Annotated in this window: 16 protein-coding genes; 5 read left to right on the forward strand and 11 right to left on the reverse strand. The window is 68.9% G+C overall.

What is annotated here, in order from left to right:
* Positions 1 to 15: 15 nt before the first annotated feature.
* The 11 genes from J5226_RS16495 to J5226_RS16545 all read right to left on the reverse strand — a co-directional run bounded on the left by J5226_RS16495 (position 16) and on the right by J5226_RS16545 (position 10636).
* On the reverse strand, positions 16 to 1056 hold the full coding sequence (locus tag J5226_RS16495; protein WP_215835524.1) for a PH domain-containing protein: 1041 nt from the start codon (positions 1054 to 1056) through the stop codon (positions 16 to 18).
* Positions 1029 to 1715: a DUF2461 domain-containing protein gene (locus J5226_RS16500; protein ID WP_215835525.1), complete on the reverse strand. Its 687-nt coding sequence runs from the start codon at positions 1713 to 1715 to the stop codon at positions 1029 to 1031. Before J5226_RS16500 ends, J5226_RS16495 begins: the two co-directional genes overlap by 28 nt.
* Before the next feature lie 137 nt (positions 1716 to 1852).
* Positions 1853 to 3298: an exodeoxyribonuclease I gene (gene sbcB, locus J5226_RS16505; protein ID WP_215835526.1), complete on the reverse strand. Its 1446-nt coding sequence runs from the start codon at positions 3296 to 3298 to the stop codon at positions 1853 to 1855.
* Between the two features lies 1 nt (position 3299).
* On the reverse strand, positions 3300 to 4673 hold the full coding sequence (locus J5226_RS16510; RefSeq protein ID WP_255322825.1) for an NAD(P)/FAD-dependent oxidoreductase: 1374 nt from the start codon (positions 4671 to 4673) through the stop codon (positions 3300 to 3302).
* 52 nt (positions 4674 to 4725) lie between these two features.
* The gene (kynU, locus tag J5226_RS16515) at positions 4726 to 6012 is read right to left on the reverse strand and encodes a kynureninase (RefSeq protein ID WP_215835528.1); all 1287 of its coding nucleotides are present in this window, start codon (positions 6010 to 6012) and stop codon (positions 4726 to 4728) included.
* 44 nt (positions 6013 to 6056) lie between these two features.
* The gene (locus J5226_RS16520; protein WP_215835529.1) at positions 6057 to 6482 is read right to left on the reverse strand and encodes a zeta toxin family protein; all 426 of its coding nucleotides are present in this window, start codon (positions 6480 to 6482) and stop codon (positions 6057 to 6059) included.
* A gap of 10 nt (positions 6483 to 6492) precedes the next feature.
* Entirely contained in the window at positions 6493 to 7503 is a 1011-nt protein-coding gene (locus J5226_RS16525) for an amidohydrolase family protein (protein ID WP_215835530.1), read from the reverse strand.
* Positions 7504 to 7510: 7 nt separating this feature from the next.
* Positions 7511 to 8041 (reverse strand): 3-hydroxyanthranilate 3,4-dioxygenase, encoded by a 531-nt coding sequence (locus tag J5226_RS16530; RefSeq protein ID WP_215835531.1) that lies wholly within the window; start codon positions 8039 to 8041, stop codon positions 7511 to 7513.
* A gap of 3 nt (positions 8042 to 8044) precedes the next feature.
* Positions 8045 to 8485, reverse strand: coding sequence for a RidA family protein (locus J5226_RS16535; RefSeq protein WP_215835532.1), 441 nt, complete (start codon positions 8483 to 8485; stop codon positions 8045 to 8047).
* Positions 8482 to 9147, reverse strand: coding sequence for a carbonate dehydratase (gene can / locus J5226_RS16540; RefSeq protein WP_215835533.1), 666 nt, complete (start codon positions 9145 to 9147; stop codon positions 8482 to 8484). Before can ends, J5226_RS16535 begins: the two co-directional genes overlap by 4 nt.
* 61 nt (positions 9148 to 9208) lie before the next feature.
* Complete coding sequence (locus J5226_RS16545) at positions 9209 to 10636, reverse strand: aldehyde dehydrogenase (protein ID WP_215835534.1); 1428 nt, start codon at positions 10634 to 10636, stop codon at positions 9209 to 9211.
* A 536-nt stretch (positions 10637 to 11172) separates the two neighbouring features.
* Between J5226_RS16545 and J5226_RS16550 the strand changes: the two genes are divergently transcribed.
* From J5226_RS16550 to J5226_RS16570, 5 genes are all read left to right on the forward strand, one after another.
* Complete coding sequence (locus tag J5226_RS16550; RefSeq protein WP_215835535.1) at positions 11173 to 12801, forward strand: TldD/PmbA family protein; 1629 nt, start codon at positions 11173 to 11175, stop codon at positions 12799 to 12801.
* 18 nt (positions 12802 to 12819) lie between these two features.
* Positions 12820 to 14154, forward strand: coding sequence for a TldD/PmbA family protein (locus J5226_RS16555; RefSeq protein ID WP_215835536.1), 1335 nt, complete (start codon positions 12820 to 12822; stop codon positions 14152 to 14154).
* Between the two features lie 85 nt (positions 14155 to 14239).
* Positions 14240 to 15865, forward strand: a complete 1626-nt coding sequence (locus J5226_RS16560) for a TldD/PmbA family protein (protein WP_215835537.1) — start codon at positions 14240 to 14242, stop codon at positions 15863 to 15865.
* 62 nt (positions 15866 to 15927) lie between these two features.
* Complete coding sequence (locus J5226_RS16565; RefSeq protein ID WP_215840471.1) at positions 15928 to 16602, forward strand: DUF4159 domain-containing protein; 675 nt, start codon at positions 15928 to 15930, stop codon at positions 16600 to 16602.
* Between the two features lie 73 nt (positions 16603 to 16675).
* Positions 16676 to 17677, forward strand: coding sequence for a MoxR family ATPase (locus tag J5226_RS16570; RefSeq protein ID WP_215835538.1), 1002 nt, complete (start codon positions 16676 to 16678; stop codon positions 17675 to 17677).
* Positions 17678 to 17698: the final 21 nt, after the last annotated feature.

Here is a 17698-nt window from a genome sequence, read left to right on the forward strand (position 1 = left end):
CCGCGGCCGCGAGTCTCAACACAATTTCAAGGTCTGCGCGTGTGCGTCCAATGCCAGGCAGACGCGTTCCAGCACCGGCGGCGGCAGGCGCAGCCGAATGAGCGCGGCGGCGCGGCGATAGTCGCCGAAATCCGCCGGCACCACGATGCGCCGATGGCCCGGGCCGTGCAGCACCATGCCGCCGCCCGGAAAGCTCATCGTGCGCACCTGCGGCCAGCGCAGGCGGCGGGTGCGGGAAAACCAGGCTTGGGTGGTGATGCCGGTGATGCCGATCTTGATCCGGCGGGTCAGCGTGCGGCAGACCGCGGCCAGCGCCAGGGCGGCGCACGCCGTCAGCGCGAGGCCGCCGAGCGCTCCCGGCGCGAACGTCGAGTACGTCAGCGCCGACAACGCGCAAACGGCGAGGGCCGCGGCGGCGGCGCGCAGGCCGTCGAATGCGTCGATGCGCAGGCACACGGTGTCGTCCGACAGTCCGGCGAAGCGCTCGGGAGCCTGCGGGCCGGCGGGCGCCGCGTCGTGTGGGTTGCGATGCGGGTGAGTCGCGCCTGCGGCGTCCGTCGCCGCCGGCGCTGCCGCGCGATCGCGAAAATCGCCGGAGCGCTCGCGCCGCAGCGCGACACGCAGCGGACGGACGTTGGCGGGGGCGAGATCGCCCGTGGAGCGGGTCGCGTCGCTGCTGGCGGATTGGAACGACATCATCCTGTTGCATCCGGCGATGAGGGCGCCGAGCGCCGCGAAGACGGATGCTCTCGCATCGCGCTCAAGCGAGGCTCCGCAGCGAGCGATAAGGGGAGCGACCGTCGTCGACGGAAACTGCGAACTGCGTCGACTGTACGCGATGGGCTCAGGGCAGGGGAGAGCTCGGCCTATCGGATTCGTCTGAAAATTCGCCGCCGTGGGAAGGCGCGATGGGATGCAGGATTTGCGTGCTGCGTTCGCTGCGCCGCGGCTTGCCCGCGCGCGCCGCCATAGCAGCGCTGCGGGCGCCTTCGTCCGCCGCTCTTTGCGATCCCTCGAACCGCCGCCGCTCAGAATTCCAGATCCAGCGCCGCGCACAGGTAATCGGTGAACGGCGCCAGCCCGCTCAAATCCTTCTGCAGCGTCGACAGCAGGCGCGGACCGGTCATGGTCGCGGCGTCGATATCGCGGTAAGCGACGAAGTTCTTGCGCTTGAGATCGTCGGCGAACTCGAACTCCGGCGGGAAGCCGCGCGGCGCGCGGGTCAGCATCTCGCTGTCGTCCAGGTCGTAGCGCTTGCGGAACTTCGGGTCGTGCGCCGCGGCCTTCCAGCTGCCGGGGTTGTCGAACACGAAGTGGCGGATCTTGCGCAAGCTCTCGGGCTGCGGATGCCACACGCCGGAGGCGACGAAGCACTCGTCCACGCCCAGGTGGATGTAGAACGACGGCGCCTCGACCTGCCGCCCGCGCTCATGGAACAGCCGCGCGCCCTGCCAGGTCTTGTACGGCGCCTTGTCGTTGGCGAAGCGGGTGTCGCGCTGGATGCGGAACAGCGAACCGCCGACGTTCTTGGGCTCGCTGCGGTAGTGCTCGCTGACTTCGGCCAGCGCCGGCTGCAAATCGCCGAGCAGGCGCAGGAACGGCCCGCGCACGTGCTCGTCGTAGGCGTCCTTGTGCGCGTGGAACCACTCGCGGTTGTTGTTGCGCGCCAGCGAGCGCAGGAACTTGAAGCTGGCGTCGGAGAAGTAGGAGGGCATGGGATGGGAGTTGGCGGATAGGAGATAGGAGATAGCGAAAAGCGAGGCAACGATAAAGAGTGGTCGGTTAAGCGCCGATTCGCGGCAGGGACTGGCGGCTTCGGCTATCTCCTAGCTCCTATCCGCTACCTCCTGCTTTACCCATGCAACTCCCGCCAAATCCCCCGTCCCCAATCCTCCAGCCGGTCCAGCAGCGCCTGCTTGGCGCCGTCTTCGCCGGCCAGGGCGCGCACTTGCCGCAGTTCCTCGGCGAAGCGCGGGAAGCTGTATTCGGACAGGCCGGATTCGCCGTCCAAGCGGTGGCGGCGGTAGGCGTCCCAGCGCTCGCGTTCGGCCGCGCTCAGCGTCTGCGGCCAGTTGCGGGCGCGGTAGCGGAACAGCAACTCGGGCAGGCGCGCGTCGCGGAACTCGAACGCGGCCTGCGCCAATTCCTCGGGGGCGGTGGCGCGGACGTTGCGGAACAATCGCTTGTCGCCGTCGCCGATGAAGGCGTCGTAGAGCGAGGCGTCGGCGTCGGAGGGCGCGCGCGCGGCGTCGTTGGCGTAGACCCGGCGCACCTTCTCGACCAGTTCCGGGCCGGCTTCGCGCAGTTGCGCGGCGCGGTATTCGGCGCGCACCGGGTCGATGCTCAGGCGCTCGAAATCGTCGGGGCGCAGGTGGTTCCAGGCGATCAGCGCCGGGCAGCGGTTGAGGTGCACTTCCTTGAGCGCGACGCGTTCCTCGCCTTCGGGCAGGTCGGCGGTCGGAGTGTAGAGGCGGTCGGCGATGTCGTCCGGGGCCAGGGTCAGCAGCGCTTGCGGGTCTTGCTCCAGATCGAACACGACGATGCGGCTATCGATGCGCGGATGCCGCGCCAGCGGAATCACCGGCGCCGCGCACAGCCGCGCGGCGGGGTAGCGCGAGGACACGTGCAGCGCGGGCTGCATCGCGATGGGGTCGATCAGGCTGGCGGCGAAGCGCTTGTCGCGCAGGCGCAGCGCGTACTCCCACAGCCGCGGCTGGGCCTGCTTGAACTTGCGCGCGATGCCGATCAGCGCGCGCACGTCCGACAGCGCCTCGTGCGCGTCGCCGATGCGTACATCGTTGGCGGTGGCCAGATGCTCGAGCTTGAACGAGGTGTAGCCGTCCTCGCGCAGCGGCCATTCCAGACCTTCCGGCCGCAACGCGCGCGCCAGGCGCAGCACGTCGAGCAAGTCCCAGCGCGAGTTGCCGTTGCGCCATTCGCGCTCGTAGGCGTCGTAGAAATTGCGGAACAGCCCGTAGCGCACGAACTCGTCGTCGAAGCGCAGCGAGTTGTAGCCGGCGGTGCAGGTCTCCGGCCGGGCCATTTCCTCGAAGATCAGGGCGAAGATCTCGGCTTCGCCGACGCCGTCGCGCAGCGCGTCCTGCGGCGCGATGCCGGTGATCAGGGTCGCCATCGGCGAGGGCAGCAGATCGTCGGCGGGTTTCACGAACACGCTGATCGGCGCTTCGACCTCGTTGAGATCGGCGTCGGTGCGCATCGCCGCGAACTGGGCGATGCGGCTGGTGCGCGGATCGGCGCCGAAGGTTTCCAGGTCGTAGAACAGGAAGCTCGCGGGCATGTCAGGCGTCCGCCGGCAGCGGACCCAGGCGCTCGCGCACGGCGGCGTCGACGGCGTTCCAGTCCAGGGTGTCGAGGCGGTCGTGGCCGCGGGTGAGTTCCACCAGCAGCTCGCGCTGGCGCTGGCCGCGCTCGAACGCGACTTCGTAGGGCATGCGATGGAAGGTCACCATCGCGTAGCGCGGCATGAAGCGGTCGGGATGGCGCTGGGCCAGCTCGTGTTCGAGCGCGCGCTGCAGCAGGTAATCGTCGTCGTCGACGCGGTCGCGCATTTCCAGGTAGTTCTCCAGCGCCATCGCCTGGATCGCGCGCGCGCTCGGCAGGCGCTGGCGCTGGAACGCGGCGAAGGCTTCGGCGCGGTCGCCGCCGGCGAGCAGGCGTTCGGCCAGGGCCACGCAGTCCTCGAACGCGCAGTTCATGCCCTGGCCGTGGAACGGCACCATCGCGTGCGCGGCGTCGCCGAGCAGCACGGCGCGGTCGTCCAGATGCCAGCGGTCGAGGTAGAGCGTGGCGAGCAGGCCGGCCGGATTGCGCTCGAAGTCGCGCTCCAGTTCCGGGATCAGCGGCAAGGCGTCGGCGAAATCGCGCTGGAACAAGGCCCGCGCCTGGGCGCCGTCGCGGATGTTGGCGAAGCTCGGATCGCCCTCGTTGGGCAGGAACAAGGTGACGGTGAAGGTGCGCTCGTCGTTGGGCAGGGCGATGCACATGTAGCGCCCGCGCGGCCAGATGTGCAGCGCGTTGGGCTCGATGCTGAAGCCGCCGTCGGGCGCGGGCGGGATTTCCAGTTCCTTGTACGAATGGCCGAGGAACTCGGTGCGTTCGCCCAGATCGGCGACCCGGCCCATCGCCGAGCGCAACGCCGAGCCCGCGCCGTCGGCGCCGACCAAGCTGTCGAACGCGACCTCGTGCAGGCTGCCGTCGCGATCGTCCTCGAAGCGGGCGATGCGCGCGTCGAAGTCCACGCCCGACAGGCCGCGATGGAAATGCAAATTAGCGCCGGCTTCCTGCGCGATCTGCAACAGGATCAGATTGAGCTCGCCGCGGTGCACCGACCAGATCACTTCGCTGTCGTCGCGGCCGTAGCGCTGCAGGTCGGTGCGCCCGTCGAGGAAATGCACCATGCGCCCGCGCATCATCACCGCTTGCGCCATCACCGCCTCGTCCGCGCCGGCCAACCGCAGCGCATGGCGCCCGCGCTCGGCCAGGGCGAGATTGATCGAGCGCCCGCCCTGATAGCCCTTCAGGCGCGGATCGCCGCGTTTTTCGTACACGTCCACGCGCCAGCCGCGGCGGGCGAGCAGGGTGGCGAGCAGCGCGCCGGCGAGGCCGGCGCCGATGAGGGTGATGTGTTGGGGGGCGGTGGCCGTAGCGTTCAAGGAACCGATCCTGCGGAGGATGTGGGGAGCGTAAGCGGTCGCGGCGCGCGGGTCACGCGTCGCGCCACTGCTCCACGGCGGCGACGAAGCGCACGATGTCGCCATGCGTGTTGTACAGCGGCGCCGGCGAAATGCGGATCACGTCGGGTTCGCGCCAATCGCCGAGCACGCCGCGGCGGGCGAGGTCGTCGAACAGGTCGCGGCCGGCGGCGCGCCCGCTCAGGCCGCGGCCGCCGATCACGCGCAGCGACAGTTGGCAGCCGCGCTGGGCCGGGTCGGCCGGGGTCACGATGTCGAGGGTTTCGCTCAGGCGCGCGCGGATCAGCGCTTCCAGGTAGCCGGTCAAGCGCAGCGACTTCTCGCGCAGCGCGCGCATGCCGACCCGGTCGAACAGGTCCAGCGAGGCGCGCAGCGGGGCGAGGCCGAGGATCGGCGGGTTGCTGAGCTGCCAGCCTTCGGCGCCCGGCGTCGGCGCGAACTCCGGGCCCATGCGGAAGCGGGTCGAACTCTCGTGGCCCCACCAGCCGGCGAAGCGCGGGCGGTCGGTGCGCGCGTGGCGTTCGTGGACGAAGCAGCCGGCGACCGCGCCGGGGCCGGCGTTGAGGTATTTGTAGTGGCACCACACCGCGAAGTCGGCGCCGCTGTCGTGCAGGTTCGGTTCGAGGTTGCCGACGCCGTGGGCGAGGTCGAAGCCGCACAGCGCGCCCTGCGCGTGCGCGAGCGCGGCGATGCGCTTGAGGTCGAAGGCCTGCCCGGTGCGGTACTGCACGCCCGGCCACAGCACCAGCGCCAGGCGCGGGCCGTGTTCGGCGATGGCGCGCTCGATGCTGTCCATCGAGATCAAGCCGCCCGGGCCGTCGGGCTGCAGTTCGATCAGGTCGGTGTCGGGATTGAAGCCATGGAAGCCGACCTGCGATGCCATCGCGTAACGGTCGGACGGGAACGCACCGGCCTCCATCAGGATCGCCGGACGCTCGCGGGTCGGGCGGTAGAAGCTGACCATCATGAAGTGCAGGTTGGCGGTCAGCGAGTTCATCGCCACCACTTCGTGCGGCAGCGCGCCGACCAGACGCGCCAGCGGCTCGCGCACCAGTTCGTGATAGGGCATCCACTGCGCCTGACCCGTGAAATGGCCCTCCACCGCCTCCATCGCCCATTTGTCCAGCACTTCCTCGACGTGCGCGCGTGCGCCGCGCGGCTGCAGGCCGAGCGAGTTGCCGACGAAGTACGCCTGTTCCTGCTCGCCGTGGCGCGGGATCAGGAATTCGTGGCGCAGCGTGGGCAGCGGGTCGGCGGCGTCGAGCGCGGCGGCGTGGGCGGGGGTGTGCAGGTCGGTCATAAGCTCGTTGCGTGGTTCGGTGCGTGGGCGGAGGAAGCGGCGGGTCAGCCCGACGCGCGGGACGGTTCGCCGGAAGCGGTTCGGTAGCGCCGGTGCAGCGCGCGCACCCAATCCGAATGCAGGTGCAAGGCGTCGCTTTCGTAGATCAGCGCGGCGTCGTCGGCGAGATACGCGGCCAGCTCGGCGTGGCCGCTGGCCTGCATGGCCGCGACGAACACCGCCTGCCGCAGCCGCGCGGACTCGGCTTGCGCGGCTTGCACGCGTTCGACCGCCAGCCGTTGCTTGTGGCTCTGCAGCGCGGCGTCGGCGCGGGTCCACTCGCCGTCGAACGGCGCGCGGTCGCGCTGATCCAGATACGCGTCGACGGCCTTGTCGCCTTCGTCGGCGACGCGCTCGGCCCAGTCGCGCAAGGTCGCGAGCAAGTCGTGCGGGTCCAGCGGCGGCGGTGCGTGCGGCGCGGCCGGGCTCATGCGGCCGCGCTCACGCGAACCGCGACAAAGGCAGGCCCAGCCATTCCAGCGCGGTGCCGTGGTACAGCCGCGCCTGTTCGGCTTCGGGCAGGTTCAGCGACGCGATGCCGGCGCCGGGCGTTTGCTCGCCGAGCGGGAAGGGATAGTCGGTGCCGAGCATCACCCGCGACACGCCGCAGGTGTCGAGCAGATAGCGCAGCGCGCGCGGATCGGCCACCCACGAGTCGAAGTACAGCTTGGACAGGTAATCGCGCGGATTGCGCGGGTTGTCGGTGGCGACCAGATCCGGGCGCATGTTGAAGCCGTGCTCGATCCGGCCGATGGTGTAGGGGAAGCTGCCGCCGCCGTGGGCCATGCAGATCTTCAGCTTCGGCAACCGCTCCAGCACGCCGCCGAACACCAGGCAGCAGGCCGCGCGCGATTGCTCGGCCGGCATGCCGACCAGCCACGGCAGCCAGTACTTGGGCATGCTCGGCGTTCCCATCATGTCCCAGGGATGCACCAGGATCGCCGCGCCGAGTTCGCTGGCGGCCTGGAAGAACTCGAACAATTCCGGCGCGTCGAGGTTCCAGTCGCCGATGTGGCTGCCGATCTGCACGCCCTGCAGGCCGAGCTGATCCATGCAGCGCTCCAACTCCTGCACGGCCAAGCGCGGCGATTGCAGCGGCACGGTGCCGATGCCGGCGTAATGGCGCGGGTAATCGCGGCAGGCCTGGGCCATGTGATCGTTGAGCGCCTGATGCAGCTCCAGCGCCTGATTGGCCTTGGCCCAGTAGCTGAACATCACCGGCACGGTGCTGATGACCTGCACCTGCACGCCGAAGCGCGCGTAATCGTCGATGCGCTCTTGCGGGTCCCAGGTCTTGGACCAGATCTCGCGGAAGAACTTGCCGTCCTTGTAGATGCGGTGGCGGCCGTCGTCGGTGTGATGGATCACCGGAAAACGGTCGTCGCCGAACTTGCGCGCCAGATCGGGCCAGTCGCGCGGCAGGTAATGGGCGTGGGTGTCGATCTTGAGCATCGCCGCCTCAGGTGTCGGGCATCGCGTAGCGCGCCGGCGCCGGGTTCAGGTGACCGCATTGCGCGCAGGTGCGGTGCTCGCGCGAGGCGTAGAAGCGGTCGAACACCGGCGGGAAGTCGGTCTCGATGTTGCGCAGCTTGAAGAACTCTTCGTACAGCTTGTGGTTGCAGCGCTCGCAAAACCACATCAGGCCGTCGTCTTCGTGCTCCAGGCGCTTGCGCTCGATCACCAGACCGACCGAGTCGGGCATGCGCTGCGGCGAGTGCGGCACGCGCGCGGGCAGCAGGAAGATCTCGCCGGCGCGGATCGGGATGTCGCGCACCGCGCCGTCCTCCTGGATGCGCAGCACCATCTCGCCTTCGAGCTGGTAGAACCACTCCGGGCCTTCGTCCCAGTGGTAATCGGTGCGCTGGTTCGGGCCGCCGACCACCATGACGATGAAATCGCCGACGTAGATCGTTTTGTTGCCGACCGGCGGTTTGAGCAGGTGGCGGTGTTCTTCGATCCAGGCTTGCAGGTTCAGCGGTCCGGGCAGCATGGCTTACTCCTTGGCCGCCTGCGCGGGCAGGCGGGCGACGCATTTGAGTTCGATCGCGATCGGCGTCGGCAGCGCGACGATGCCGAGCGTAGTCCGGCACGGCGCGCGGTCGATGTCGGGGAAATACTCGGCCCACAGCGCGTTGTACGCGGCGAAGTCGCGGGCCATGTCGGTCAGGTACACCGTCACGTCGACCAGATCGTCCCAGCCCGCGCCGCTGGCCTCCAGCACCGCGCGCACGTTGGCGAACACCGAGCGCGTCTGCAGCTCGATGTCGTAGGCGATCAGGCGGCCCTGGGCGTCGTGGACGTTGCCGGGCACCGCGTTGCTGGCCGCGTCGCGCGGGCCGACCCCGGACAGGAACAGCAAGTCGCCGACCCGGCGCGCGTGCGGGTACAGCCCGACCGGTTTGGGCGCGTTGCCGGTGCGGACCGCGTCGCTCATCGCGGCGAACCGCCGTGGGTCGAGTGCACCCGCGCCACCGCGCGCTCGTAAGCCGGCTGCAGCGATTCGAAGGAGTGCACGTTCATGCCGGTGTCGTGGACGCGGCCGTTGCGCAGGCTGTAGACCCAGCCGTGCACGCTCAGCGGCTGGCCGCGCGACCACGCGTCGCGCACGATCGTGGTCAGGCAGACGTTCTGCACCTGTTCGATCGCGTTGAGCTCGCACAGGCGGTCGTGGCGCTCGCCCTCGTGGGCGTGGGCGATGCACGACACGTGCTTGTCGGCGACGTCGCTGACGTGGCGCAGCCAGTTGTCGGCCAGTCCGACGCGGGTGCCGTGCAGCGCGGCGTGCACGCCGCCGCAGCCGTAATGGCCGACCACGAGGATGTGCTTGACCTTGAGCACGTCGACCGCGTACTGGATCACCGACAGGCAGTTGAGGTCGGTGTGCACCACCACGTTGGCGATGTTGCGGTGGACGAACACCTCGCCCGGGGCCATGTCGATGATCTGGTTGGCCGGGACGCGCGAGTCGGAGCAGCCGATCCACAGATACTCGGGCGCTTGCTGTTTGGACAGGCTGGCGAAGAATTCCGGGTCCTCGGCGTTGATTCGCTCGGACCATTCGCGGTTGCGTTCGAGCAGGTCGCTCAGCGGGCTCATGCGCGGCCCTCCGCGTGCGGGGCGGGGGAGGCGGGCGAGGGAAGCAGCGAAATCATGCAAGTCATCCGAGATGGAGGCCGATGTTCTTGGCCTCGGTGAAGAAACGCAGGGCCTCGACGCCGCCTTCGCGGCCGAGGCCCGACGCGCCGGCGCCGCCGAACGGCGTGCGCAGGTCGCGTTGCAGCCAGGTGTTGATCCAGACCATGCCGACGTCGAGGCGCGCGGCCAGACGGTGGGCGCGGGCGAGATCGCGCGTCCACAGGCTGGCGCTGAGGCCGTAGTCGCTGGCGTTGGCCAGGGTCAGGGCGTGGGTGTCGTCGTCGAACGGCTGCAAGGTGGCGATGGGGCCGAAGATTTCCTCGCGGTTGCTCGCGGTCTCCGGGCCCAGGCCTTCGATCAGGGTCGGCGCCACGTACCAGCCGGGACGCTCCAGCGCGGCGCCGCCGCACAGCACCCGGCCGCCTTCGGCGCGGGCGCGCCCCAGCGCGGCGACGACTTTGTCGAAGTGCGCCTGCGAGACCAGCGGGCCGAGCGCGGTGGCGTCCTCGCCGGGCTCGCCCACGCGCAGCGCGTTGGCGCGTTCGATCAAGGCGTCGCGCACTTCGGCATAGATCGAACGCTCGATCAGGATGCGCGAGCCGCACAGGCAGATCTGCCCGGAGTTCTGGAACGCCGAGCGCACCAGCACGTCGAGGTTCGCGCGCCAGTCGCTGTCGGCGAAGATCAGGGTCGGGTTCTTGCCGCCGAGTTCCAGCGAGACCTTGCGCAGCAGCGGCGCGCAGGTCGCGGCGATGCCGCGGCCGACCGCGGTGCTGCCGGTGAACGACACCGCGCGGATCGCCGGGTGCGCGACCAGCGGCGCGCCGACCTCCGGGCCCAGCCCGTGAACGATATTGAGCACGCCCGGCGGGAACCCGATTTCAGCGCAGAGCTCGCCCAACATGCTCGCCGTGGCCGGAGTCACCTCCGAGGGTTTGGCCACCACGGTATTGCCCGCCGCCAACGCCGGCGCGATCTTCCAGGTGAACAGATACAGCGGCAGGTTCCACGGCGAGATCGCCGCGACCGGCCCGAGCGGCTGGCGCAAGGTGTAGTTGAGCCCGGCCTGACCGTGATGGGATTCGCTGGCGAACTGGGTCGCGGCCTGGGCGTAGAAGCGCAGGTTCGACACCGCGCGCGGGATCTCGGCTTCGCGCGCCAGCCGGATCGGCTTGCCGCCGTCGCGCGATTCGGCGCGGGCGAACTCGTCGGTGCGCGCCTCCAGCGCCGCGGCCAGGCGCTCCAGCCACTGCGCCCGTTCGCTGTGCGCCAGCGCCGACCACGCCGGAAACGCGGCCTGCGCCGCGGCCACCGCGGCCTCGACTTCGGCGGCCGCGCCGGCGGCGACCTGCGCATACGGCTGCGCATTGGCGGGATCGAACACGTCCAACCAGCGGCCGTCGGCCGCATCGCGCGGCGCCCCGTCGATCCAGTGCCGGAATCTGTGCATGGCGCAAGCTTAACGCGTGGGCCGGACGGCGCCCATAGCGCGGCCGGGCGGGGCGCGGCGGAGCGGACGCGAGCGTTATGTGAACGGCGATGGCGGTCGGCAGACGCGGGGCGAACCTGGGCCGGGCGCGACCGCGGTCGCGATGTGCATCCGCGCCGCCGGTCGCGCTTTCGGCGATCCGGCCGAGCGCATCCGGCCGACGCTTGGTTCGCAAGCGAGCGCGCGCCGCGGCTTTCGATTCGCGGCGACGCGGCGCTCGCAACGTCCGCGAGCGCGCGAGGTTTGCCGAATCTGTCCGCGCGCCGGCGCGCGTTCCGGCGTCTATGTCGAAAGTCATGCGCATCGCCCAGAACGCGCGAAATCGCCTGCACGTTCGGCGAAATCCGGAGAAAACCCGGCGCGGCTACGACTAAGGTCATGCTTTGCGCACTTGACGCACTACTACGACGCTGCGCACATTCCGGCGGGGTTCATTCACTCATGCCTCGGCGCACGGCGGCGCGCATGCGCGGGGCCATTCAGGGCGGGACGATCACGTGGACAGACGCAATTTCCTCAGCATGTCGGGGCTGGGCATCGCCGGGCTCATGATTCCTTTCGGCAACGTCATCGCCGCCGAAGACCTGTTGGCGCCGCTGGACGTGGCGAAGAAGAAGGCGTGGGCCGACGCGGCCCTGACCGCGGCGCGCGCGGCCGGCGCCAGCTACTGCGACGTGCGCATCGGCCGTTACCTGCGCCAGTTCGTGATCACCCGCGAGGACAAGGTCCAGAACGTGGTGAATTCCGAATCCACCGGCATCGGCATCCGCGTGCTGGTCGACGGCGCCTGGGGCTTCGCCGCGACCAACCAGCTCGGCACCGACGGCGCGGCCAAGGCCGCGCAGCAGGCCGCGGCGATCGCCCGCGCCAACGCCCGGGTCATCACCGCCAAGGTGCAGTTGGCCAAGGCGCCCGGCGTGGGCGAGGTGAGCTGGAAGACGCCGATCCGCAAGAACTCGATGGAAGTGCCGCTGAAGGAGAAGGCCGAGCTGCTGCTGGGCGTGAACGCCGCCGCGCTCGGCGCCGGCGCCAGCTTCGTCAACTCGATGCTGTTCCTGGTCAACGAGCAGAAGTATTTCGCCTCCACCGACGGCAGCTACATCGACCAGGACGTGCACCGGATCTGGGCGCCGATGACGATCACCGCGATCGACAAGGCCAGCGGCAAGTTCCGCACCCGCCAGGGCCTGTCCTCGCCGCGCGGCATGGGCTACGAGTACCTCGACGGCGCCGCCTCGGGCAAGACCGTGCTGCCGTGCGGAGTGACCGTCTACGGCGATTCCTACGACATGCGCGAGGACGCGGTGGCCGCGGCCAAACAGGCGCGGCAGAAGCTCACCGCGACCTCGGTCAAGCCGGGCAAGTACGATCTGGTGCTCGATCCCTCGCACACCTGGCTCACCATCCACGAATCCATCGGCCACCCGCTCGAGCTCGACCGCGTGCTCGGCTACGAGGCCAACTACGCCGGCACCAGCTTCGCCACGCTCGACAAGCGCGAGAACGCGTTCAAGTACGGCAGCGACAAGGTCAACGTGTTCGCCGACAAGACCCAGGTCGGCAGCCTCGGCGCGGTGGGCTTCGACGACGAAGGCGTCAAGACCAAGCGCTGGGACCTGATCAAGAACGGCGTGCTGGTCGATTACCAGACCATCCGCGATCAGGCCCACATCCTCGGCAAGACCGAATCCGACGGCTGCTGCTACGCCGACTCGTGGTCGAGCGTGCAGTTCCAGCGCATGGCCAACGTGTCGCTGGCGCCGGGCAAGGACAAGCTCAGCGTCGCCGATCTGGTCAAGGACGTGGAGAACGGCATCTACATCGTCGGCGACGGTTCGTTCTCGATCGACCAGCAGCGCTACAACGCCCAGTTCGGCGGGCAGGTGTTCTACGAAATCAAGAACGGCAAGGTCACCGGCATGCTCGAGGACGTGGCCTATCAGATCCGCACCCCGGAATTCTGGAACTCCTGCGCCGCGGTCTGCGACGACAAGGACTACCGCCTGGGCGGTTCGTTCTTCGACGGCAAGGGCCAGCCGGGGCAGGTCTCGGCGGTCTCGCACGGTTCCAGCACGGCGCGGTTCAACGGCGTCAACGTCATCAACACCGCCCGCAAGCTCGGCTGACCGGGGCAGGAGAACACTATGAGCATCTTCACCGAAGCCCAGTCCAAGGCGATTTTGGACAAGGTCATTGCGTTGTCGAAGGCCGAGGAGACCAGCGCGCGGCTGACCGGCTCGATCGACGGCAACATCCGGTTCGCCCTCAACAACATCTCCACCAGCGGCGTGGTCAGCGACGTCAGCCTCGCGGTGCAGGTCTCCTTCGGCAAGCGCGTGGGCGTGGCGACGATCAACGAGTTCGACGACGCCGCGCTCGAACGCGTGGTCCGCCGCGCCGAGGATCTGGCCCGGCTGGCCCCGGAAAACCCGGAGTTCATGCCGATCATCGACAAGCAGAGCTACAAGGCCAGCCCGACCTTCGCCGCGCCGACCGCGGCGATCGATCCGGCGTTCCGGGCCAAGGTCGCCGCCGATTCGATCGCGCCGTGCCGCGACGCCAAGCTCACCGCCGCCGGCTTCCTCGAGGACGGCCAGAGCTTCGTCGCCTTCGCCAACAGCAAGGGCAACTTCGGCTACCAGACCGCGACCAACTTCAACTACACCTGCACCGTGCGCACCGACGACGGCCGCGGCTCGGGCTGGGTCGGGCGCGATCTGACCGACTCCTCGAGCTTCAAGACCGACGCCGACATCCGCATCGCCATGCGCAAGGCCACCGAATCGGCCGAAGCCAAGGCGCTGGAGCCGGGCAAGTACACGGTGATCCTGGAGCCGCACGCGGCCGCCGGGCTGATCTCGTTCATGATGAATTTCTTCGACGCGCGCCAGGCCGACGAAGGCCGCAGCTTCCTGTCCAAGAAGGGCGGCGGCAACAAGCTCGGCGAACAGGTCTACGACCCGCGCGTCAACTTCACCGCCGATCCCTGGGACCCGCGCGCGCCGGTGATGCCGTGGGACGTGGAAGGCCTGCCGCGCGAGAAGATGCCGATCGTCGAGAACGGCAAGGTGGTGGCGCTGAACTATTCGCGTTACTGGGCGCAGAAGCAGGGCAAGCGCGTCGTCGGCGCGCCGGGCAATCTGATCATGGCCGGCGGCGACAAGACCACGGCCGAACTGGTCAAGGGCACCCAGAAGGGCATCCTGGTCACCCGCACCTGGTACATCCGCATGGTCGATCCGCAGACCGTGCTGCTGACCGGCCTGACCCGCGACGGCACCTTCTACATCGAGAACGGGCAGATCAAGCACCCGATCAAGAATTTCCGCTTCAACGAATCGCCGGTGATCATGCTCAACAACATCGAGGAACTCGGCCGCCCGGTGCGCGTGGCCGGCGACGAATCGACCCTGGTGATGATGATCCCGCCGATGAAGCTGCGCGATTTCACCTTCACCTCGCTGTCCGACGCGGTCTGACCGCCGCGCGGCCGGCGCGTGCGCGCGCCGGCCGCTCCGCCGTACCGCAGATCCGCAGGCACTACCCGCAAGAGGCCGCACCGCCGTGCAACGACGCGATTTCCTCAGCTCCGCCGGCTTCGGCCTGGCCGCGCTCATGCTTCCCTTCGGCCGCAGCGTCGCCGCCGAGGCCTTGCTGGAACCGGCCGACGCCGCGCTGCGCAAGCGGCTGGCCGACACCGCGCTCGGCGCCGCCCGCGACGGCGGCGCGCAGTATTGCGACGTGCGCGTGGGCCGCTACCTGCGCCAGTCGGTGCTGACCCGCGAGGCGCAGGTGCGCAACATCGTCAACGCCGAATCGGTCGGCGTCGGCGTGCGCGTGCTGCGCGACGGCGCCTGGGGCTTCGCCGCGACCTCGCAGACGACGCCCGACGCGGTCGCTAAAGCGACGAAGCAGGCGCTGGCCATCGCCCAGGCCAACGCGCGCGTGCAGACGCGCAAGGTCGAGCTGGCGCCGGTGCAGGGCGTGGGCGAGACGCGTTGGGCCACGCCGGTGCGCAAGAACGCGCTGGCGGTGCCGATCAAGGACAAGGTCGACCTGCTGATGTCGGTCAACGCCGCCGCGCTCAAGAACGGCGCCGACTTCATCCAGTCCAACCTGTTCGCGATCAACGAACAAAAATATTTCGCCTCCAGCGACGGCAGCTACATCGATCAGGACGTGCACCGCATCTGGCTGCCGCTGACCGCGACCGCGGTCGACAAGGCCAGCGGCAAGTTCCGCACCCGCGACGGGCTGTCGGCGCCGATGGGCATGGGCTACGAGTACCTCGACGCCGATCCGGCCGGCAAATTCGCGCTGCCCGGCGGGCTCACCGGCTACGGCCGCAGCTACGATGTGATCGAGGACGCTGTCGCCGCCGCGCGCCACGCCCGCGCCAAGCTCAAGGCGCCGTCGGTGAAGCCGGGCAAGTACGACTTGGTGATCGACCCGTCGAACCTGTTCCTGACCATCCACGAGAACGTCGGCCATCCGCTCGAACTCGACCGCGTGCTCGGCTATGAGGCCAACTACGCGGGCACCAGCTTCGCGACGTTGGACAAGCGCGACAGCGGCTACAAATACGGCAGCGAGCGGGTCAACTTCGTCGCCGACAAGACCCGCGCCGGCAGCCTGGGCGCGGTCGGTTTCGACGACGAAGGCGTGAAGACGCGCGAGTGGGATCTGGTCCGCGACGGCGTGCTGGTCGACTATCAGGCCACCCGCGACGAGGCGCACATCCTCGGGCACAAGGAATCGCACGGCTGCAGCTATGCCGATTCTTGGTCGAGCGTGCAGTTCCAGCGCATGCCCAACGTGTCGCTGCGGCCCGGCAAGGACAAGCTCAGCGTCGCGCAGATGATCGAGGGCGTGGAGCGCGGCCTCTATATCCACGGCCGCGGCTCGTATTCGATCGACCAGCAGCGCTACAACGCGCAGTTCGGCGGGCAGTTGTTCTTCGAGATCAAGAACGGCAAAGTCGCCGGGCTGATCGAGGACGCGGCCTACCAGATCCGCACGCCGGAGTTCTGGGCCTCGTGCTCGGCGATCTGCGACGAGCGCGATTTCCGCCTCGGCGGTTCGTTCTTCGACGGCAAGGGCCAGCCGAGCCAGGTGTCGGCGGTTTCGCACGGCGCGGCCACCGCGCGCTTCGACGGGGTCAACGTCATCAACACCGCGCGGGCGCTGTAGCCGGTGCGCAGCGCGGCGATCCCGGCGGTTTCGCGGTGAACCGCGCGCAGTTCCTGCGTCTGATGCTCGGCGCCGCGGCCGGCGCCTGGGCGGCGCGGTCGCCGCTGGCGCGGGCGGCGGCCGATTACGATTTCTGGTTCACCCGGCTCAAGTACGACTCCGGCGACTGGGACGTGGATCAGCGCATGCCGGCGAACCTGATCACGTCCTTGATCGACTACACCCACTTGCGCGTTGACCCGAAGGAGCACGTGCTGGCGCTGGCCGATCCGAAGATGCTGGCGGCGCCGTTCTGCTATCTGGCCGGGCACAAGCTGGTCGAGTTCAACCCCGACGAGCGGCGCAATTTCGAGCGTTACGTGCGCAACGGCGGCTTCGTCTTCGTGGACGACTGCAACCATGACATCGACGGATTGTTCGCCAAGTCGTTCGAGGCGCAGATGGGCAAGATCTTCGGCGCCAAGGCGTTGAAGAAACTGCCGAAAAACCACCCGCTGTATCGCAGCTTCTTCGTCTTCGATGGCCCGCCGGCGACCGGTTTCGAACTCAACGGCTGGGGCGACGATCTGGTCCACGATTACCTCAAGGGCATCGAGATCGACGGGCGGCTCGGCGTGCTGTACAGCAATAAAGACTACGGTTGCGAGTGGGATTACGACTGGCGCAACAAGCGGTTCCTGGCCGAGGACAACACCAAGTTCGCGGTCAATATCGTGATGTATGCGTTGAATGCGTGAGGCGGGAATAGGGAATAGGGAATAGGGAATAGTCGGGCGGGATTGTTCGATAACGATGGTTTCGGGAGTGGCTATGAGCGGTAGCGAGAACGGCGGTGAAGCGGGACTGCAGGCGCAGTTGGCCGAATTGGGGCAACTGCGCGGGGCTATCGCGCAAGCAATCGTCGGGCAGGACGAGGTGGTCGAGCAGCTGCTGATCGGCTTGCTCGCCGGCGGGCATTGCCTGCTCGAAGGCGTCCCGGGCTTGGGCAAGACCTTGCTGGTGCGTTCGCTGGGGCAGGCGCTGGAACTGCAGTTCCGCCGGATCCAGTTCACGCCCGACCTGATGCCGAGCGACATCCTCGGCACCGAGTTGCTGGAAGAGGATCACGGCACGGGGCATCGCCATTTCCGCTTCCAGCCCGGCCCGATCTTCACCAGCCTGCTGTTGGCCGATGAGCTCAACCGCACGCCGCCCAAGACTCAGGCGGCGCTGCTGGAGGCGATGCAGGAACGCACGGTGAGCTACGCCGGCACCACGCACGAGTTGCCGGCGCCGTTCTTCGTGCTGGCGACGCAGAATCCGCTGGAGCAGGCCGGCACTTATCCCTTGCCGGAGGCGCAGCTCGACCGCTTCTTGCTGCACATCCGCGTCGGCTATCCGAGCGAGCAGGAAGAACACGACATCCTGCAGCAGACCACCGGCAGCCACAGCGCGCGGGTGCCCAAGGTGATGGACGCCGAGGCGGTGCTGGCCTTGCAAGCGCGCGTGCGCGAGGTGCATCTGGGCGAGGACGTGCTGCGCTGGGTGACGCGGTTGGTGCGCGCCAGCCGGCCCGCGGCCGATTCGCTGAGCGAGGTGCGGCAGTGGGTGAAGTGGGGCGCCGGCCCGCGCGCCGGTCAGTCGCTGGTGCTGGCGGCCAAAGCGCGCGCCTTGCTGCACGGCCGCTTCGCCGCGACCCGCGAGGACGTGGCCGCTCTGGCCGCGCCGGTGATGCGCCACCGCCTGCTGCTGTCGTTCGCGGCCGAGGCCGAGGGCAAGAGCGCCGACGACGTGATCGCGGCGCTGCTGCGCGGCGTGCCGTTTCCGGGGTGAGCGCGATGATGGGCGGCGGCG

It is taken from the genome of Lysobacter sp. K5869, assembly GCF_018847975.1.
Taxonomy (GTDB): domain Bacteria; phylum Pseudomonadota; class Gammaproteobacteria; order Xanthomonadales; family Xanthomonadaceae; genus Lysobacter.